This is a genomic window from Rhodoferax sp. ZS1R25 (assembly GCF_056521335.1).
In genome coordinates, this window is the sequence record NZ_JBWMAZ010000002.1 from 745652 (window position 1) to 764082 (window position 18431).

General features: G+C 60.2%; 17 protein-coding genes and 1 pseudogene. 6 read left to right on the top strand and 12 right to left on the bottom strand.

What is annotated here, in order from left to right:
• Window positions 1-13: 13 nt before the first annotated feature.
• Window positions 14-1039 (bottom strand): methylmalonyl Co-A mutase-associated GTPase MeaB, encoded by a 1026-nt coding sequence (meaB, locus tag AC097R_RS14300; protein WP_479598804.1) that lies wholly within the window; start codon window positions 1037-1039, stop codon window positions 14-16.
• On the bottom strand, window positions 1036-3207 hold the full coding sequence (scpA, locus tag AC097R_RS14305; RefSeq protein ID WP_479598805.1) for a methylmalonyl-CoA mutase: 2172 nt from the start codon (window positions 3205-3207) through the stop codon (window positions 1036-1038). The genes meaB and scpA overlap by 4 nt, the downstream gene beginning before the upstream one ends.
• 180 nt (window positions 3208-3387) lie before the next feature.
• Between scpA and AC097R_RS14310 the strand changes: the two genes are divergently transcribed.
• On the top strand, window positions 3388-4047 hold the full coding sequence (locus AC097R_RS14310; protein ID WP_479598806.1) for a GntR family transcriptional regulator: 660 nt from the start codon (window positions 3388-3390) through the stop codon (window positions 4045-4047).
• Window positions 4048-4082: 35 nt separating this feature from the next.
• On the opposite strand, the gene AC097R_RS14315 is transcribed toward AC097R_RS14310, so the two are convergent.
• On the bottom strand, window positions 4083-5462 hold the full coding sequence (locus tag AC097R_RS14315; protein ID WP_479598807.1) for an ATP-binding protein: 1380 nt from the start codon (window positions 5460-5462) through the stop codon (window positions 4083-4085).
• A gap of 389 nt (window positions 5463-5851) precedes the next feature.
• Here AC097R_RS14315 and AC097R_RS14320 point away from each other — a divergent pair.
• Window positions 5852-6057: pseudogene (locus tag AC097R_RS14320) on the top strand (NIPSNAP family protein); the annotation flags it as partial.
• Window positions 6058-6233: 176 nt separating this feature from the next.
• On the opposite strand, the gene AC097R_RS14325 reads toward AC097R_RS14320, so the two are convergent.
• Genes AC097R_RS14325 through AC097R_RS14335 form a run of 3 tightly spaced genes read right to left on the bottom strand, consistent with a single transcriptional unit; the run spans window position 6234 to window position 9270 of the window.
• Window positions 6234-7793: an FAD-dependent monooxygenase gene (locus AC097R_RS14325; RefSeq protein WP_479598808.1), complete on the bottom strand. Its 1560-nt coding sequence runs from the start codon at window positions 7791-7793 to the stop codon at window positions 6234-6236.
• 50 nt (window positions 7794-7843) lie between these two features.
• A complete protein-coding gene (locus AC097R_RS14330; protein WP_479598809.1) occupies window positions 7844-8332 on the bottom strand; it encodes a hypothetical protein in 489 nt (162 codons plus the stop codon).
• A gap of 20 nt (window positions 8333-8352) precedes the next feature.
• Window positions 8353-9270, bottom strand: a complete 918-nt coding sequence (locus AC097R_RS14335) for a LysR family transcriptional regulator (RefSeq protein WP_479598810.1) — start codon at window positions 9268-9270, stop codon at window positions 8353-8355.
• Between the two features lie 135 nt (window positions 9271-9405).
• Here AC097R_RS14335 and AC097R_RS14340 point away from each other — a divergent pair, with 135 nt between their 5' ends.
• Window positions 9406-10155: an SDR family oxidoreductase gene (locus AC097R_RS14340; protein WP_479598811.1), complete on the top strand. Its 750-nt coding sequence runs from the start codon at window positions 9406-9408 to the stop codon at window positions 10153-10155.
• Between the two features lie 17 nt (window positions 10156-10172).
• Here the strand turns inward: AC097R_RS14340 and AC097R_RS14345 are convergent, their stop codons facing one another.
• On the bottom strand, window positions 10173-10739 hold the full coding sequence (locus AC097R_RS14345) for a TetR/AcrR family transcriptional regulator (RefSeq protein ID WP_479598812.1): 567 nt from the start codon (window positions 10737-10739) through the stop codon (window positions 10173-10175).
• A 137-nt stretch (window positions 10740-10876) separates the two neighbouring features.
• Between AC097R_RS14345 and AC097R_RS14350 the strand changes: the two genes are divergently transcribed.
• Both AC097R_RS14350 and AC097R_RS14355 read left to right on the top strand, forming a co-directional pair.
• On the top strand, window positions 10877-11764 hold the full coding sequence (locus tag AC097R_RS14350; protein ID WP_479598813.1) for an SDR family NAD(P)-dependent oxidoreductase: 888 nt from the start codon (window positions 10877-10879) through the stop codon (window positions 11762-11764).
• Between the two features lie 100 nt (window positions 11765-11864).
• Window positions 11865-12638 (top strand): VOC family protein, encoded by a 774-nt coding sequence (locus AC097R_RS14355; protein WP_479598814.1) that lies wholly within the window; start codon window positions 11865-11867, stop codon window positions 12636-12638.
• 16 nt (window positions 12639-12654) lie between these two features.
• Here AC097R_RS14355 and AC097R_RS14360 read toward each other — a convergent pair whose 3' ends face one another.
• From AC097R_RS14360 to AC097R_RS14380, 5 genes are read right to left on the bottom strand one after another with little or no spacing between them, the layout of a single operon-like run.
• Window positions 12655-12867 (bottom strand): hypothetical protein, encoded by a 213-nt coding sequence (locus tag AC097R_RS14360; RefSeq protein ID WP_479598815.1) that lies wholly within the window; start codon window positions 12865-12867, stop codon window positions 12655-12657.
• Between the two features lie 11 nt (window positions 12868-12878).
• On the bottom strand, window positions 12879-13289 hold the full coding sequence (locus AC097R_RS14365) for a VOC family protein (RefSeq protein WP_479598816.1): 411 nt from the start codon (window positions 13287-13289) through the stop codon (window positions 12879-12881).
• 17 nt (window positions 13290-13306) lie between these two features.
• Window positions 13307-13783, bottom strand: coding sequence for a helix-turn-helix domain-containing protein (locus AC097R_RS14370; protein ID WP_479598817.1), 477 nt, complete (start codon window positions 13781-13783; stop codon window positions 13307-13309).
• 6 nt (window positions 13784-13789) lie between these two features.
• Window positions 13790-14602 carry a class I SAM-dependent methyltransferase gene (locus AC097R_RS14375; RefSeq protein WP_479598818.1) on the bottom strand — a complete coding sequence of 271 codons (813 nt, stop codon included), beginning with the start codon at window positions 14600-14602 and terminating at the stop codon, window positions 13790-13792.
• A gap of 56 nt (window positions 14603-14658) precedes the next feature.
• Window positions 14659-17163 carry a diguanylate cyclase domain-containing protein gene (locus AC097R_RS14380; RefSeq protein ID WP_479598819.1) on the bottom strand — a complete coding sequence of 835 codons (2505 nt, stop codon included), beginning with the start codon at window positions 17161-17163 and terminating at the stop codon, window positions 14659-14661.
• 181 nt (window positions 17164-17344) lie between these two features.
• Here AC097R_RS14380 and AC097R_RS14385 point away from each other — a divergent pair, with 181 nt between their 5' ends.
• A complete protein-coding gene (locus AC097R_RS14385) occupies window positions 17345-18415 on the top strand; it encodes a TauD/TfdA family dioxygenase (protein WP_479598820.1) in 1071 nt (356 codons plus the stop codon).
• Window positions 18416-18431: the final 16 nt, after the last annotated feature.

The window sequence follows — 18431 nt, forward strand, 5'->3', positions numbered from 1 at the left end:
TTCTGATTGCTATTTATTTAGGAGCTGCTGGCGCAATGGATTCGAGGGCTGCAAGCAGATTTCGTGCTGCAGTGCTGGCTGCCAGCTCACCTGCCTGCACCGCCGCCGTGAGCCGCGGCAAAGCCGCGCGCACCGCCGGGTTGTGCTTGAACGCGTGCTTGAGCCCCGCGTCGATGCGCTCCCACATCCACGCCAGCGACTGGTTTTGGCGGCGGGTGTTGAAAAAGCCATTGGCGGTTTGCAGGGTCTGGAATTCGTTCACCGCGGCCCAGAAGGCGTCCACACCCGTGCCATGCAAGGCACTGAGCGACATCACTTTAGGCTGCCAATGTTTGTCGCTGTGCGGATCGTTCGGATTGCCATGCATGCCCAGCAGCCGCAGGCTGGAGGTAATCATGGCCTGTGCCCTGGTTGCTGCATCGGCGTCGATGTCCGCCTTGTTGATGACCACCAGGTCCGCCAGCTCCATCACACCCTTCTTGATCGCCTGCAGGTCGTCGCCCGCATTGGGCAGCTGCATCAGCACAAACATGTCGGTCATGCCCTGCACCGCGGTCTCGCTCTGGCCCACGCCCACGGTTTCGACAATCACGATGTCGTAGCCCGCGGCCTCGCAGACCAGCATGGCCTCACGCGTCTTCTCGGCCACGCCGCCCAGCGTGCCGCTGCTCGGGCTGGGGCGGATAAACGCTTTCTCGTGCATGGAGAGTTTTTCCATGCGCGTCTTGTCGCCCAGGATGGAGCCGCCGGACACACTGGAAGACGGGTCGATAGTGAGCACCGCCACGCGGTGGCCTTGCGCTATCAGGTACAGGCCCAATGCCTCGATGAAGGTGGACTTGCCAACGCCCGGCACGCCGCTGATGCCCAGCCGCAGCGACTTGCCGGTGTGCGGTAGCAGCGCAGTCAGCAGCGCGTCACCCTGCGCGCGGTGGTCCCCCCGCGTGGACTCCAGCAGGGTGATGGCTTTGGCAATGGCACGGCGCTGCGCAAGGGATTCCCCCCCGAGCAAACCGGCCTGCACGGCTTCAGGTGTCACCCGATGGCCTTTTCGATTTGACTCAGCACATCCCGTGCGCTCACCGGGATTGGCGTGCCCGGGCCGTAGATGCCTTTGACGCCTGCGGCGTACAGGAAGTCGTAGTCTTGCCGCGGGATCACGCCGCCGACGAAAACGATGATGTCGTCTGCGCCCTGCTTCTTCAGCTCGGCAATGATGGCGGGCACCAGGGTCTTGTGGCCGGCGGCAAGGGTGGATACGCCGACCGCGTGCACGTCGTTCTCGATCGCCTGGCGGGCGCATTCTTCGGGGGTCTGGAACAGCGGGCCCATGTCCACGTCAAAGCCCAGGTCGGCAAACGCGGTGGCTACCACCTTGGCGCCGCGGTCGTGGCCGTCCTGGCCCAGCTTGCTGATCATCACGCGCGGGCGGCGGCCCTGCTTTTCTGCAAAGCCCGCGATGTCGGCCTTCAGGGCGTTCCAGTATTCCATGGTGTCTCCATTGGAAGAATCGTAAGCCGCAGCGTACACGCCCGAGACCTTGTTGGTATCGGCGCGGTGGCGGCCAAAGGCTTTCTCCAAAGCGTCGCTCACTTCGCCCACTGTGGCGCGCAGGCGCACGGCCTGAATCGTCAGGTCCAGCAGGTTGCCCGTGCCGCTCTCTGCTGCAAAAGTGATAGCTGCCAACGCACTGCCTAGGCGGGCTGCGTCGCGTTTTTCCTTGATAGTTTGCAGGCGGGCGATCTGCCCGTCGCGCACCGCGACGTTGTCGATATCGCGCGCTTCAATCGCGTCTTCGGTCTTCAGCTTGTATTTGTTGACGCCGACGATCACGTCCTGCCCGCTGTCGATGCGCGCCTGCTTCTCGGCGGCGGCGGCTTCGATCTTCAGCTTGGCCCAGCCGCTGTCCACGGCCTTGGTCATGCCGCCCATGGCTTCGACCTCTTCGATGATGGTCCACGCTGCGTCGGCCATGTCCTGCGTCAGCTTCTCCATCATGTAGCTGCCCGCCCACGGGTCGATCACATTGGTGATGTGGGTTTCTTCCTGGATGATGAGCTGCGTGTTGCGGGCGATGCGCGCGCTGAACTCGGTCGGCAGCGCGATGGCTTCGTCAAAGCTGTTGGTGTGCAGGCTCTGCGTGCCGCCAAACACCGCGGCCATCGCCTCGATGGTCGTGCGCACCACGTTGTTGTATGGGTCTTGCTCGGTCAGGCTCCAGCCGCTGGTCTGGCAATGCGTGCGCAGCATCAGGCTCTTCGGGTTCTTCGCGTCAAAGCCCTTCATGATGCGGCACCACAGCAGCCGCGCCGCGCGCATCTTGGCAACCTCCAGATAGAAGTTCATGCCAATCGCCCAGAAGAATGACAGGCGCCCGGCAAAGTCGTCCACATCCAGCCCGGTGGCAATCGCCGTCTTCACATACTCCTTGCCGTCGGCCAACGTGAAGGCCAGCTCCAGCGCCTGGTTCGCGCCCGCCTCCTGCATGTGGTAACCCGAGATGCTGATCGAGTTGAACTTGGGCATGTTCTTGGCTGTGTAGCCAATGATGTCGCCGATGATGCGCATGCTGGGCGCGGGCGGGTAGATGTAGGTGTTGCGCACCATGAACTCTTTCAGAATGTCGTTCTGAATCGTCCCGCTCAATTGGTCTTGCGCCACGCCCTGCTCTTCGGCCGCAACCACATAGCCCGCCAACACCGGCAACACCGCGCCGTTCATCGTCATCGAGACCGACACCTTGTCCAGCGGAATCTGGTCGAACAGGATCTTCATGTCCTCGACCGAATCAATCGCCACACCGGCCTTGCCCACATCACCCGTTACGCGCGGGTGGTCCGAGTCATAGCCACGGTGCGTGGCAAGGTCGAACGCGACCGACACGCCCTGCCCGCCCGCAGCCAGCGCCTTGCGGTAGAAGGCGTTGGATTCTTCGGCGGTGGAGAAACCGGCGTACTGGCGGATCGTCCATGGACGCACCGCATACATGGTGGCCTGCGGGCCGCGCAGGTAGGGCTCAAAGCCGGGCAGCGTGTCGGCGTGTTGCAAGTGGGCCGTGTCTTCCGCGGTGTACAGCGGCTTGACCGCGATGCCGTCGGGCGTGATCCAGTTCAGTGCGTCCACATTGCCACCGGGGGCGGACTTGGCGGCCGCTTTGGCCCAGGCGTCCAGCGTGGCGGTTTTGAATTCGGGGGTCTTGTCGGTCATGGCGTGGTCCGCGGGTCGTTCATGGGCTCCCCCAAAGGCGTAGCCGCGAGGGTAATCCCGTCAGCGTTTGGGTGGAAGCGAGTTTACATTATTCATAATTATTGATTCAGAATATTGGTTGGAGCTTACAATTAGCCAACTTTTTTGAACTGGCCGCGCCAACTCTGCATGTCTGCACTGATGTCTGAAACCCGCCCCGCTGTCTCGCTGGCCCCCCGCCCTCTGTATGAGGAAGTGGCCGAACTGCTGCGCCAGCGCATCTTCCAGCGCGAGCTGGAGCCGGGTAGCTGGATTGACGAACTGAAGATTGCCGAAGAATTCGGCATCAGCCGCACCCCCCTGCGCGAGGCGCTCAAAGTGCTGGCCACCGAAGGCCTGGTGACCATGAAAGTGCGCCGCGGTGCCTATGTGACCGAGGTGTCGCAGCAAGACCTGTCGGACGTGTACCACCTGCTCAGCCTGCTGGAAAGCGACGCCGCCGGTGTGGTGGCCACCCAGGCCACCGACGCTGAACTGAAAGAACTGCAGACCCTGCATAAAGCGCTGGAGACAGCAGCCAAACCTGGAAAGGCCAATACCGACCAGTTCTTCGCGGTGAACGAACAGTTCCACATGCGCCTGCTGCAGATCGCCAACAACCGCTGGCGCGACCAGATGGTGGCCGACCTGCGCAAGGTGATGAAGCTGAACCGCCACAACTCCTTGCTCAAGACTGGTCGCATCGCCGAGTCACTCGCTGAACATCAGGCCATCATGGATGCGCTGACCGCGCGGGATGCAGTTGGGACGCAGTTGCGCATGCGGGAGCATTTTGCTAATGGGTTGGAGGCGGCGGAGTAGGGGCGATCATCTGCATTCACAGCAGCGTCGTGTCTTCACTGGGTCTTGCGCCAAGCAGATGCAGTACTAAATTTCTCAGGGACTCGCTCAAGTTGACCCAGATCCTTCAACCTGATGAATACATCCTTCATCTGATTTGAGTCTTTAATCCCTGTAATTTCACGCCCAAGAGCATTGGTTATCTCATCATGGTCCTGCATATATTGCATCACAAGCACTTCTGCTGAGGCCAGGGGCTCATGACGAATCCTGACAATGACCGAATTTTCGCCCTCAGAAATCTCAGGTGGCTTGAGCTTCAAATTCTTCATGGCCTCAAAAGCGGTGTTCAGCCCTTCACCTACATCCTTGTTTGGGGGGTTTGGAAATTTATTGATGAGCCGCACAATCTGCGGATTGCGGGCGCTCTGTGTTTCAAGAATATTTTCGACAGTGACATGCCCGGGAAGCTTCCCGGGACTCTCGATTTCTACGCGATTATCGAAGATTCGAATCAGGGTATCTGCAGTGATGCTGTAGTCACGATGTAGTACGGCATTAGTGATGACCTCATGTAGGGTTTCGTCCGGGTACTGCACAGCTTCCAAGCCTTCCGCACCAAGCTTTTTCGCGTCCTCAATAATTTTCTTTGTTTGCTCGACAGCCAAGTAAATTTGGCTATAAATATCTCCTTCCACAGTCAACGGTGTACCGGAGAGATGCTCCCTGCTAATTTCCTCCAGCTTTGTCTTGTAGCGCATAATTTTTATGCTGGACCTTTTAGGCAAGAAGACTGCGGGCTCATCGCAGAAGAGAAGAATTCCCGACACTCTTGAATGTTTTTCCTTGATTAAATCTTGATTCTCGAGGTACTTTTTCGGCTCCCCCGTTGGAATTACATTAATCATGAAACCAATGATGCTCTCGCTGTTTTCCACACGCTGGAGAGGACACTCAACCCACTCGTTCTCAAAAGTAATAATGCCCTTGTCGAATTCAAGTCGCTTTATTTTTTCATCTGTATCTAACTTAATCTTTCCAGCGTTGACGCGGAGATAAACCTCCCCAGCGGTGGATTTCACAATCTCTTTCACCTTCTTTACGGTGATGTGAAGAACATGGCCTGTAAAGCCATTGCAGGTTAGATACTCGAATGCAAGGTGGTTACCTAAATTGTGGCAGCTGAGAAGCGTTTGCGTGACTGCATTGGCGTCCTCAGGTGTATTAAAGCCGCGCCAAGTGCGAGACTTGTTAGCTTTGTCCTCATCGATGCCAATATAAATATCACCACCGATTGAGTTAGAAAATGCTGAGACGGTCTCGGAGAGTTTGGAGGGCTTAATCTCAATTGCCTTCACATCATTCAGGTAGTCTTCTTCTTTGCTGATGATGTCATTCGCCTGATCATGGCGAATTTCATAAACTGGATATGTCATTTGTCACCCTTCCCATTTTTTGTGCTTAGTGCCGCCTTGGAATAATAAGCTACCTGCCACCAAACAGGCAGACGGTGTTTGATTGCCTCTTTCATCGCCGACTGCGAGCTGCCTGCCTCTGCTTCTTAGCAGAGCTCGACGTCTAGTCGGTTAGTAACCGCAACGGTTGCGTTGTGGCTGTCGTCCAACTCGCATTTCCAAAGAATCCAGACGCTGCCTGGACCTATAAGCAAAATCCATAGTTCTGGTGCAGTAGCGGTGGCACCAGCTATTGATCGCGGAGCATCTGTAGCAAGCTCCGCCAAGAGCGTCCTCCCTCATTTCGTCACCCACCAAAGCATTCCCCGCATTCGTCCTGGAGACTCCTCTGATCACCCAGAGGAGCCGTCATGACCATGACCTGTTTCATCCGCTACGAAATCGACCCGTTCAAGAAAGACCAGTTCACGGCCTATGCTGAAAACTGGGCCCGCATCATCCCGCGCCTGGGTGGGCATTTGCTGGGCTACTTTGTGCCACACGAGGGCAGCGATTACGATGTGTGGGGCTGATCTCCTTCTCCAGTCTGGAGACGTATGGGGCCTACCGCCTTCGCGGGGACGGATGCGCCGCCATGAGGGGGAACGCGCGCCGTAGGTGACGCCGTTGGGTCGCAAGCACCTGACAGGTTTGCTGCCGTCCATCAACGCTTTAAGAACGAAATTGGCCTCTAGCCCCCGTAGAATATGCGCGAGCAGCTTCTGTTTTGATAGCAAGCAGCGAGCGCTGTGATCATAAGATCCATGCTGCCGAAATGCCGCGCGCCTCAAAGTAGGCGGCCAAACCATCAGCTTTGCGCGATGAATCCGCCATAGCGACATGCATGTCCGGGCGGATCAAATATACGGCTCCGCGCTCAAAGCCAGCCTTCTCAAATTCATCGTGCCATTCAAAGGCATGCAGCGGAACGCTCCGCTCCAGGCACCAGGCGGATACCTCCGCGGGGGGCTCTCCATAAACATGGACCTGCCAGCGTATGGCCTTGAGTGGCCCTAAGTTGTCAGAGTCACCGATGCGCACCCAGGGCATGCGGTCGCCAGCGTGGATGTCGCCAACCGATCCGGCGCTTAAGGGGCCGCCGCGGTAGTTCACGCGGGTTTGCGAGACGATCTCGAACATCTCCTCGCGCACCGCGTCGAACTTGAACGCAAGGGGCGCGACGACCGGAGCGATGTGGTGGCGGACCAGACCGGCAAGTTTGCTGTCGGAGGTCACGGCGGTGAACACGCGGTCGGTGGTGGCGACGAGCAATTCGGCAAAGGCTTTGCGCTCGAACTCGTAGGAATCCAACAGCGAGTCGGGCGCCGTGCCTTTGATGACGGCGGCGAGCTTCCAAGCCAGATTGACTGAGTCGCCAATGCCCGTGTTCATGCCCTGGCCGCCAGCGGGGCTGTGCACATGCGCGGCGTCGCCCAGAAGAAATGCGCGCCCGCGCCGGTACATATTGGTCACGCGGTGGTGTACCCGGTAGGTGGAGAACCAGTTGACCTCTTCGATCTGGATGCCCATGGCTTCAATAGCTTCTTTGCCCACGTCATCAAACGTCAGCTCCCCGGCATCTGCGCGCTCGGCACGCTCGCCGCGCACGGCCCCGATCAGGCGAGCACGCCCTTGATCGTCGTAGCTCATCAAGAGCACGAAGTCGGAGACTTCGAGAGAGATATGGATCTCGCCCAAAGGCGTCGGGCTGGCGGTCTTGATGTCCGCGACATAGAAGACTTGCGGATAGGTTCCGCCTTCGAACGTGGCGCCCAACGCATGCCGCACGACGGAGCGCGCGCCATCACAACCGGCCAAGTAGCGCGCGCGGCAGACGGACTCGTTACCCTCGCCGACATTTACGCGCTTGACGCGGACTTCGACGATGTCGCCCTTCTCTTCGAAGCCGATGACTTCTGTCTCACGCTCCACCTCCACCCCGAGTTTGCGCAGCGCGTCGACAAGGGTTTGCTCGTGGCGGTCCTGCGGATAAACGAGGACGTAGGGATAGGGCGAGATTTGCGCGCCCGCCGCCGCCAACTCTATCCGCGCCCTCCTCTTGCCACCTGCCCAGATGTTGAAAGCCGGGTTCTGCATTCCGGCTGCGACCACCGTGTCCGCAAGGCCTACCTGCGTGTAGAACTCCAGCGTGCGGGCCTGGACAGCCATCGCACGCGAGGTGGTTCCGGGGCCGGCGGTCTTGTCGACGATGCGGACCGACACGCCCTGGTGCGTCAGCCACAGTGCCAGGACGAGGCCGGTGGGGCCTGCTCCAACAATGAATACGTCAGTTTGGGTTGATTCGTATGTCATCAGTTCTCCGAAGTTGTGGTTCAGCGCCCCAGCTCAAGGCCAGCAGTCAATCAGGTACCTGACCACCATACACCGGCGACGATGGCAAGAAGAACCAGCACCAACACCCAGACGGGCACCCGCTCGTCGTCCCGCTCGAACTCAAAGATGCCGTTGATGACCACGCCGATGAGCGTGCCCACGAATGGTCCAAATAGCAGGCCGACGGCGCCAAAGCCGATAGCGCTCCAAGCAACCCAGTGGCCGAAATCCACCGGCATCCTGGATGGCCCCATCGTGCTGGAGTAGACACCAAAGAGCCACGCCAGCGCTAAACCAACGATGCCTCCAAACAAGGCGCCTAGCGCTGCAGCTGTGAGGCGATCGCCAAGGGTGAGTTTTGTCATCTTTGTGCCGGAATTGAGATAGAGATAAACCTGTTTTGTGAGGGTTTTATAACGGATTGGCCAAGCAATTGGGCTGCACCCTGAACACTGGGTTTTGAATAAATATTGGCCTGTATCCCCCGTGGAATATGCGCAAGCAGCTTCTTTTTTCATAGCAAGAGTCGAGTAATCAATCAGTAGTTCTGGTGCAGCAGCGGTGGCACCAGCCGCGGGTCGCGCAGCTTTTCCACCCACCATTGCAAGGCCGGCCCGGCACGGTGCGAATGCCAGCCTACAAACAGCAGATTCGGCTCGCGCGGGTCTTGGGTTTCTAGCGCCACCAGCGTGCCCTGCTCCAGATGCTGGCGCACTTTCTCTAACGGCAGCCAGCCCACGCCCAGGCCTGCTACTTGGGCGGCAATCTTCGCGCGCATGCTGGGCATGGCCAAGCGCTCCTGGTGCGTCTGCACGCCGTAGCTGCGGGCAACGGCAAGGCGCGAGGTATCGGCCACCACGACCGAGCGGTGCGCGGTAATCGCTTCCATCGACAGCGGCTGCCCTTTCTTCGCTGCGCGCGCAAGCGAGTGCCGCGGCGATACGGCGAAGACCCATTCCAGCTGCGTCAACTCAAACCATTGCAGATGCGCCATCGCAGGTGGTTCGTTGGTGGCGGCGACCACCAAGTCGGCGCGCTGGTCCAGCAGCGCCTCCCAGGTGCCACCCAGCACCTCGTGGGCAAAGCGCAGGCGCACGCCGCTGTTCAGCGCATCGAAGTCGGTAACCAGCGGCAGCAGTGCCTCGATGTTTGCCAGCTCGTCGGTCACGATGCGCAGCTCGGACTCCCAGCCGCGCGCCACCTGCTTGACGCGCTCGGTCAGGCGCCGAGCCTGGGCGTGCAACTGCGCGCCCTGCTCGACCAGCAGCAGGCCGGCAGGCGTGAGCGCGATGCGGTAACCGGCGCGGTCAAACAGCAGTGCATCCAGCCGCTCTTCGAGCTGGCGCGCGGCGTAAGACACGGTGGACGCGGCCTTGCCCAGGCGCTCGGCCGCACGCGACAGGCTGCCGGTGGCGCGCACGGCCTCCAACAGCTGTAAATCTTCCAGGCTCAACATATTCGATAGTTTCGCATGAGTTCATCGAATTTGTGATGTCTATAGACCCACCTAAAGGCAGAAACTTCATCCATCAACCCTGCAGTGGGGTTGAAAGCCCCGTAAATCATCAACGAAACAACTGAAGGAAACATCATGAACCGCTTTGAAGGAAAGAATATTTTGGTCACCGGTGGCAGCAGTGGCATCGGCGCCGCAGCCGCTATCGCCTTTGCCCGCGAAGGCGCCCGGGTGGCGATCACGGGCCGAGACGCCGAAGGCCTGGCCCGCGTAAAGGCCGAGTTGGGTCCGAACGCGCTGGCTTTGGTCAGCGAAGCTGGCGATGTGTCAGCCCAGACCGCGCTGGTCGCAACGCTGCAAGCGCAGATGGGCGTGATTGACGGCGTGTTCATCAACGCCGGCGTGGCGAAGTTTGGCCCGCTGGCGCAGATCGACGAAGCGCTGTGGGACAGCAGCTTTGACACCAATGTCAAAGGCCCCTACTTCCTGATCCAGCGCCTGGCTGCGCTAATGACGCGCGGCGGCTCCATCGTGCTGAACGGCTCGATCAATGCCCATATCGGCATGCCGAATTCCAGCGTCTACGCTGCCAGCAAGGCCGCGTTGATTTCGCTGGCCAAGACCTTGTCGGCCGAGCTGCTGCCGCAGGGCGTGCGCGTCAATGTGGTCAGCCCCGGCCCGGTGACCACGCCGTTGTACGGCAAGCTGGGCTTGGCGCCAGACCAACTGCAGGCGATGGCCGCAAGCATTCAGACGCAGGTACCGCTGGGCCGCTTCGGTACGCCAGAAGAAATAGCCGCCACGGTGTTGCATCTGGTTTCCAAGGAATCTGGCTTCATTGTCGGCACTGAGATCATTGCCGACGGCGGTATGAGCCAGATGTGAGGCAGATGCGCAGAGTTTTACAACGGGTCCCCCGCTCGCTCCAAATAACTCTGCGCCATCAGCCCTAGCTGCTTCTTGATCGCCTCACGCTGGGCCACGGGCGGCAGCGTGGTCACCAACACCTGGGCGGGGCCAATGAGGGAAGTGGTCAACACAAAGCTCACCAGGCTCGGGTCCTGAAAGCGCCGGTCGGTGCAGCTGGCCAGCAGATCGCAGATGGCCAACTGGGCGCGTTGCGTCATGGTGGCGGTCACTGCATCGCGCCCCTGATCAGACGGAATCGCGTACAGCGCCTGCGACACGTCAGAGCGTGCCATCTTGGCGTCGATAAAAGCATTCACCAAGGCGTGTGCCATCTCGGCAGCAGTGCGGGCCCTGTAGCTGCTGCAAACGGCCTCCATCTGCCCAATCACGTCTTCCAGGTGTTGCTGCAACACAGCCGCCAACAGCGCCTGTTTGTTGGGGTAGTACTGGTAGACCGAACCCACTGATACGCCCGCCCGCTCTGCCACGCGGGTCGTCGTCAGGCCATGGATTCCGTGCGACAGTAAAACCTGAATACTTCCTTCGTGAATGACCTTCAAAGTCTCCTGGGAACGCCGCTGAACGGGCGGTTTCCTTGGCGACAAGCTGGGTTTTGGCGGCATGGTGGAACGCGAATATTAAAACTGAATTATTGTTCATATTATCCATTCCTCACTGCTTTTCCTTGAGGATTTCCATGAACAAAACCATTCTGATCACCGGCGCCAGTTCGGGCCTGGGCCTGGCCCTGGCACAACGCCTGTCTACCCAGCCCGGCCTGCACCTGGTGCTGCCGGTGCGTAACCCCCAACGTGGCGAACAGTTGCGCGCTGCCCTGCCCCACACCAGCTTGAGCACCCCGCTGCTGGACCTGTCACAGCTGGACAGCGTGCGGCGCTTCGCCCCGCAGGTGCAGGCGCCGCTGGACGCGGTGATGTTCAATGCCGGCGTGCAATCGGCTGACTCGCTGATCCGCACGGCCGACAACCTGGAGCAGACGTTTGCGGTTAACCACCTGGCCCACCATGTACTGCTGCGTGCGTTGCAGCCCGCACTTCAGCCCGATGCCATCGTTGGCTGGACGGCCAGCGGGACCCACACCCCGGAAGACCGCATGGCCAAAAACTTTGGTTTTGCAGGTGCGCACTATCTGCCGCCCGAGGTGCTGGCCCAAGGCCAGTACGCCAGCGCGCCCAACATCGCCCAGATCAACCGCGATGCCTATGCCAGCTCCAAGGGACTCAACGTGCTGTCAGCACGTCACTTTGCCGCCCGCGAGCCTGGCCAGCGCCGCTATTTCTCCTACGACCCTGGCCTGATGGCCGGCACGGGCCTGGCGCGCGAGCAAGGGGCGCTGCTCAATCTGGTGTGGAAATATGTGCTCCCCGTAGTGAGCAAAGCAATCAAGGGCACCAGCACGCCGAAGGTCTCTGCGCAGTTGCTGGCCCGCATTCTGCTGGGCAAACACTCACTGCCTAACGGCGCGTATGTGGAATTCAGCGGCGCGCAAAATCCTCCCCATGTGCCACCGCGCGAAGCTGCTTACTCCGAACGGCTTATGGCGTTCAGCGACGGCTACTGCTAATCAAGCCCTTTGTAGACATCCGTTTGGACGCTTGCCGACATACAGCGGCGGCGCGTATATTGATCGGGCACGAAAACACTTGAAGCCCAAGGAGAATGCGATGAGCAACCGCCACGGTACACCGATCTGGTACGAATTGATGACCAAGGACCCTTTGGCCGCTCGACGCTTCTACTGTGCCGTGGTGGGCTGGGAGATCAATGAATCTCTGCCAGCCGGATCCACGATGGACTACCGCATGATCAGTGCGAAGGATGGCTTGGTTGGCGGCGTTTTCAGACTGACAGAAGACATGTGCCAGAACGGTGCCACCCCGTGCTGGTTGATGTACATCGGCGTGGACGATGTCGACGCGAGCGTGGCGGCAATCACCGCGGCCGGTGGGGCGGTGCACATACCGGCATTCGATATTCCCAGTGTCGGGCGTATCGCGATGGTCTCGGACCCGCAGGGTGCTCCGTTCTATGTGATGCGCGGTGCGAGCAACGAGGCGAGTACGGCATGTGACCCCGACCGCGCTGGACACGGTGCGTGGCACGAACTGCATGCCTCCGACGGCCCGAAGGCGACCGACTTCTATTGCACTCAATTCGGTTGGAGCAGGTCGCGTGCGGTAGACATGGGGCCCATGGGCACTTACCAGTTGTTTGACATAGGTGACCGCAATCTTGGGGGCACCATGACGGACTCTAATTTTCCGCGTCCGGCGTGGTTGGTCTACTTTCGCGTAGACGGGATCAAGAGCGCCGCGCAGCGCATCGTCACGGCAGGTGGCAAAGTAATCAATGGCCCCATGGAGGTGCCTGGCGGTGGCTGGATCTTGAATGGACTGGATCCCGAGGGCGCGATGTTCGCATTAACGGGCACCCAATAATTCGTCTCGCGAGACCTTACCCTCCCCGCCCCTTGCCAACATACGGCAGCGCAAACAAATACAGCCCTGTAACGAGCATCAAGAAAAGCGGAGGCAGCGGTGAATAGGTGATCCAGGCGGGTGGTTCACCTTGCGCCCTGACCGCAAAGTTGGCGATGACGGTCAACGTGAAGACGATGGACAGCCAGCGGTGGCTCTGGCGAATCCAGTGGTTTGCTTGAGTGCTCATGTGGTTTCCTCTCACGCCTTGCGGGCCTGGATCATCTTCCAGCCATTGCCCGATGGATCGCGAAAGCCCGCGTCCACGGCGCCGTAACGGTCTAAGGGCTCTTGCGTGAATTCCACGCCCAGGGCCAGCATGCGGTCATAGGCGGCGCGGCAGTCATCCACCTCGAGAACGAGGGGCGGCATTGCGCCTTTGGCGACCATGGCCTGAAGCGTCTGCGCGGTTGCCAGGTCATGCACCGGCGGGCCGGGCTTGAAGAGACCGAGCTGGAATGACGACTGACCCGGGGACTTCACGGTCAGCCAGCGGTAGTCCCCATTGCGTACATCCGCCTGTACCTCAAAGCCCAGCTTGTCGCCGTAGAACGCGAGCGCCTCGTCCTGGTCTCGCACATACACACCCACCACTTGTACCGTCTGGCTCATCAGATTTCCCTTTCAGTTCATGAAGTCACTTTTATATCGCTGGCCAAACGGCGGCGCTTCTCCAAAACTGCTGTTCTGAGGTCGGGCCGGTGTGCAGCGCTGACGATGCAGGCAGGCACACTCTGCAGTTCGGCGGCCGCGGCGCGCGCGCGTAGGCGTACCGTGCTCGGTGTGTCGCCAGTGATGTCGCGGAAGATGCGCCCGAAAGTGCCAAGGCTGCGCCAGCCGGTCTGAAAGGCGATTTCGGTAATGCCCAGGTCGCTGTCGCGCAATAGCGCAGTGGCCCGTTCGATGCGGCGAGTGAGTAGATAGCGGTGTGGCGGGACGCCAAAGGCTTCTTTGAACGACCGCGCAAAGTGGGCCTCGGACACATGGCTGACCTCTGCCAGCCGCTGCACCGGCCACTCTTCATGCGAGGCGGCATCCATCCGGTCTTTGGCACGCAGCAGGCGGCGCAATAGCTCAGGGCTTTGGTTTTCCGTATCTATGCCCATGACGCCCTAGCCCGCCGCCACGATCACATGGGCCTGAATTTTTCCAGCCACCGGGCCTGCGCCATGACGGCGGGCGATGGCCTCCGTCGCACGGTCTGTGCACAGCGAGAGCAGGCTGGCATCGCGCGCCTCGATTTCGTTGCGCAGCGGCGTGCCATGGCAATAGGCGGTGGCGGCAGCGCGGGCTGACGATGCGTGGCTCAGCTTCTCGCGTGTCTCGATTTGAATATCGGTGAACCCCGCACGACTCAACTCTTCACGGATCACCGCGACATCGTGGTAGCCGTGCGGCGTGCGGGCAAGGAACCGTGGCGGGTCGTTTGGAAAGACCGCAGCAACGGCGTTGGTGACGTCATCGGCAAAGGCGTTTTCCTCAATGCGGTCCCAGACACTGAAGACAAAGCGTCCACCTGGCCGCAACACGCGACGCGCCTCGGTGTAACCGATAACCCGATTGGGAAAGAACATGGCACCGAATTGGCAGCACACCACGTCGAACGTGGCATCTTCGAACGGCAGGCTGAGCGCGTCCGCCTGTCGCCAGGTGATGCGGCTGTCCGCCCCCTGCCGGACGGCTGCGTAGTCGAGCATGGGTTGATTGAGGTCGGTCACCACATAGCGCGCATCGGGCTTCAGTTTGGGTGCAAGCAAGCGCGTGACCACACCGCTGCCCGCCGCCGTCTCCAGCACCGCGCCGGGTGACAACGCTGCGACACGCTGCGCCGTGTCGACAGCATAGGCCTCGAAGATCAGGGGGACCATCAGCGTGTCGTAGAACTTCGGGATCGAGCCCGCGAACACTTTGTCGCTCTCAGCCATACGCCATCCTTCGCAGCTTTTAACTGCACTATTGTGCCGCGCAAGGCATCCAGCGCTCAGCCCGGCGCTTTCTCAGGCAAGGTATCGCCGAAGACTGCCACGCGGTCCCGCCCCGCGATCTTGGCTGCATACAGTGCCGCATCGCTGCGCTGCACCAGCAAACCGGGGCTGTCGTCCGGCCCTGTGGAATACGCAAGGCCGATACTGGTGGTCACGCGCAGCGTAGTGCCATCCAAGTCAAACGGCACGCGAATGGCCGCGAGTATTTTGGTAGCCACTGCCAGAGCATCGTCGGTGCTGCGCAGCCCTTCCATGAGCACCACAAACTCGTCACCGCCCATGCGCGCCACGGTGTCGCTGTCACGCACGGCGCGGGTTAAGCGGTCGGCCACGGCACGCAGCAGTAGATCCCCGCAGTCGTGGCCCCGGGAGTCATTGATCTGCTTGAAGTGGTCGATATCCAGGTAGAGGAGGCCCACCGATTCCTTGGTCCGCTGGCCGCGGGTCAGCGCCTGTGCAATGCGGTCGTCGAAGAGGCGGCGGTTGGGTAGCTCAGTCAGGCTGTCGTGGTGCGCCAGGTACGACAGCGCCCGTTGGTGTTCGTGCTGCTCGGTCGTGTCAAAAGCCAGCACGTTGAAACCCACCACACTGCCGTCTTCTGCCCGATCGGGGATGTAAGAGACGGTGACAAACTGCGGGTAGTTTCCGCGTGGCGCTGGGGTTTCGTGGGTGAACTGCACGGTCTCGCCGGCCAAGGCTTTTTGGATGCGTGGCAACGCGACCTCATAGCGCGCATCGCCCAGCAGGTCCCGTGGCGTCTTGCCCAGCAGGTCCGCCAATGGCCGACTAAACCAGCGCTCGTAGGTCGCGTTCATGAAGCGGTAATGCAGATCCTTGTCGATAAACCCGATCAACGCGGGCACGTTGTCGGTAATGGCTTGCAAGCGCCGCTCACTGCTGACCGCACGGACCTCGGATTGCGAGATCGCCTTGATCAGCGGCCCCACCGTCTTTCTCAGCAATATGATGCCGATCGCCAAAGAAATAACCAGCACGACGATGGAGCGCCAAATCAAGTTGTTAATGGGCTGGTACACATCGGCCGTATTCACTTTGGACAGCGCCACCAGGCCCGTGTTGCCCAGCTGGGCATAGGCGTGCAACGAGATCACACCGCGGGAATCCGACGCATTGCGAACCCCGGATTGGCCGTCTATCGCATCGTCCACCGGCAGGCGGGGGCGGTTTCCCAAGGGCGGCAGGGCCCAAGGGGCGGGATGGAATTTCGATGGGAAGCAAGCGATGTTGCCCGCCAGCTTTCCGCAGATGGTGGCCTCGGCACTGTCGTTGCTGTAGGTGTCGGGCACGTACACCTTGGTCAATGCAGGCAGCTCCCGCTCGGTCGTCACATAGGCGATGACCTTGCCGGAGTCCGACGTGATTTCGGAGGATGCGCGGAAGAAAAACCCCTGCGAACGCCACATCAGCTCACCGCCCGCGGGCTGGCGAAGCGGAATGCTCATTTCAATGGGGTTGGTGATATGCCCCACGTCTACCGTGGGCGCGCCATCCGCCCAACGCAGGGATATGCTCGAAAATCCTTGTTGCAGCAAGCGCTCCACGGCGAAATGCAATTGCGCCACATCGGCAGGATTGCGCTGCTGCGCCACTTTGCGGATCAAGATCGTCAGCAGGGGGCGCGCGTTCAGCGTGCCCGTTTCGGCCACGGACTGCGCAATGATGACGCCGGCAAGCCGGCCCTGCCCCTCCAGCTCAGACCTCAGCTTCTCACGTATGGCCTCTTGCTGGTAGTTGGCAAAGATGATGGCAGTGTTCAATGCCCCAGCCATGCCCATGGCCAACAAAATCAGCGTGCCGGTCAACAGAATGTTCTTTTGCTGCTGGCCCGCCGAGTAGGTCTTCAGGTTTGCAAACTCGCGGTACTCGTAATACACACCCAATGTCAGCAGGCCCAGGCCAAAGGCCGTGGGGGCCGCCATGCGGTTGAACTTGTACCAGCCGTACAGCAGCGTGGGGTCCAACATCAGCCCAGTGATGCCGGTGACCACCAACACCAGCTGCAGGCTGCTGCACAGGGGCACCAGCCATTTGCGCACCGGCGCATCGGGCTTGCAACTCAGAAACAGCGCCACACCGAGAAGGATCAGCGCAAGGCAGGTATTGGGTGCAACCCTGCCCGGCCGCGGGCTTCCGTCCTGAATCGCCCTGTGCAGTGACTCCCAGTCCAGACCCAGCGCCACGTCAAAAATATCTTCGTACAGAATGAGGCTCGCACCAACGATGAGGATGATGGAGATGGCCTTGCGCAATGGAATGCGGTACGGGCCGGCAGGCAGGATCAGGGCGATTCCAGCCAGCACAAATGCGATGGCCGAGTTGAAGCTGACCGAATTGGAGGCGGGAACAATCTTTACCATCCCGGGGTTGTTCAGCAACCAGCCGATGATCAGTTCAATACCCAGGGCAAGGGTGAGATAGCCACACAATCGTGTGACCAAAGAGCCGGTGACCGTTTCTTCCGATCGGGGTGCTGTGGGCATTGTGGGCAACCTATCCAACATACGCTGACTCTTGGATCACTGGGTGCATGCCAGCTGGCGGTCAGACAGCGGAAGTATGCCCAAAATTCACCGCTCGGCAAACCCGCAATTGCTGGGCATCGCCACCAAACGATGGCACGGTCTGAGGGGTTGCATTTGAAAGTCTGCCGATAATCAACGCATGGACCTATCACGACTGCCCCACCGAATCACCGGCCCTTCGGCATGGGTCGGCCCTACCATGGCGAAGGATGAACGCAGCTGGCTGTACCGCCTATCAACCGAAGATATTGCGGATCTGGAAAACGCGGCACGGCAATACCTGTCGCTAGGCCGCGACATCGGTGAGATTGTGGCCGCCGATTTCCCTCTGTCCTCATTCGCCGGCCACTTGAAAGCGCTGCAGCATAAGCTGTTGCATGGCAATGGCATCGAAGTGCTGCGCGGCTTGCCTGTTGAGGGCTACAGCCAGGAATTTGCCGCCGCTGTCTTCTGCGGCATAGGCGCCCATCTGGGCAGTGCACGCTCGCAGAATGCAGCGGGCCACATCCTCGGGCATGTACGCGACCTGGGCGCATCGTCCCAAGACCCGAACACACGGATTTACCAAACGGCCGAGCGTCAGACCTTCCACACCGACAGCGCTGACGTGGTGGGCCTGTTGTGCATCCGCGAAGCAAAGGAAGGCGGACGCTCCTTGCTGGTGAGCGCAGAGACGATCTACAACCGCATGCGCGCGCTGCGCCCCGATTTGCTGGAAAAACTGTTTGACCCCATCGCCACCGACCGCAGGGGCGAAGTACCTGAAGGCGCCAAGCCATGGATGGAGATACCGCCACTTAGTTGGCATGAGGGCCGCCTGACCGTGTTCTACCAACGCCAGTACATCGACAGCGCGCAGCGATTCGAGGGTGCCATGCGCTTGACACCCGCGCACGTGCAGGCGCTGGATCTGTTCGATGCCTTGGCCAATGACCCCGACCTGCATTTCGGCATGCAGTTGCAGCCCGGTGACATGCAGTTTGTCTACAACCATTCGCAGCTACATGACCGCACCGGATTTGTCGATTGGCAAGATCCAGGCAAGAAGCGACACCTGCTGCGGCTGTGGTTATCCGTGGCCGGAGACCGGCCGTTGCCCGAATGCTTCAAGGAACGTTACGGCTCCATCGAAATCGGCAAACGAGGCGGCATTATGACGAAAGAAACCCGGCTGCACGCGCCGCTGGACCAACTGTCAGGCTGCAAATAAATACATATCCAGGCTT

Excerpts from the sequence above, each read along its gene's own strand:
- AC097R_RS14340 (WP_479598811.1), top strand. The coding sequence starts at position 9,406 with ATGAACCGCTTTGAAGGAAAGAATATTTTGGTCACCGGTGGCAGCAGT.
- scpA (WP_479598805.1), bottom strand. The coding sequence starts at position 3,207 with ATGACCGACAAGACCCCCGAATTCAAAACCGCCACGCTGGACGCCTGG.
- AC097R_RS14360 (WP_479598815.1), bottom strand. The coding sequence starts at position 12,867 with ATGAGCACTCAAGCAAACCACTGGATTCGCCAGAGCCACCGCTGGCTG.
- AC097R_RS14380 (WP_479598819.1), bottom strand. The coding sequence starts at position 17,163 with ATGCCCACAGCACCCCGATCGGAAGAAACGGTCACCGGCTCTTTGGTC.
- AC097R_RS14325 (WP_479598808.1), bottom strand. The coding sequence starts at position 7,793 with ATGACATACGAATCAACCCAAACTGACGTATTCATTGTTGGAGCAGGC.
- AC097R_RS14370 (WP_479598817.1), bottom strand. The coding sequence starts at position 13,783 with ATGGGCATAGATACGGAAAACCAAAGCCCTGAGCTATTGCGCCGCCTG.
- AC097R_RS14355 (WP_479598814.1), top strand. The coding sequence starts at position 11,865 with ATGAGCAACCGCCACGGTACACCGATCTGGTACGAATTGATGACCAAG.
- AC097R_RS14350 (WP_479598813.1), top strand. The coding sequence starts at position 10,877 with ATGAACAAAACCATTCTGATCACCGGCGCCAGTTCGGGCCTGGGCCTG.
- AC097R_RS14365 (WP_479598816.1), bottom strand. The coding sequence starts at position 13,289 with ATGAGCCAGACGGTACAAGTGGTGGGTGTGTATGTGCGAGACCAGGAC.
- AC097R_RS14385 (WP_479598820.1), top strand. The coding sequence starts at position 17,345 with ATGGACCTATCACGACTGCCCCACCGAATCACCGGCCCTTCGGCATGG.
- AC097R_RS14335 (WP_479598810.1), bottom strand. The coding sequence starts at position 9,270 with ATGTTGAGCCTGGAAGATTTACAGCTGTTGGAGGCCGTGCGCGCCACC.
- AC097R_RS14310 (WP_479598806.1), top strand. The coding sequence starts at position 3,388 with ATGTCTGAAACCCGCCCCGCTGTCTCGCTGGCCCCCCGCCCTCTGTAT.
- AC097R_RS14375 (WP_479598818.1), bottom strand. The coding sequence starts at position 14,602 with ATGGCTGAGAGCGACAAAGTGTTCGCGGGCTCGATCCCGAAGTTCTAC.
- AC097R_RS14315 (WP_479598807.1), bottom strand. The coding sequence starts at position 5,462 with ATGACATATCCAGTTTATGAAATTCGCCATGATCAGGCGAATGACATC.
- AC097R_RS14330 (WP_479598809.1), bottom strand. The coding sequence starts at position 8,332 with ATGAAAAAAGAAGCTGCTTGCGCATATTCCACGGGGGATACAGGCCAA.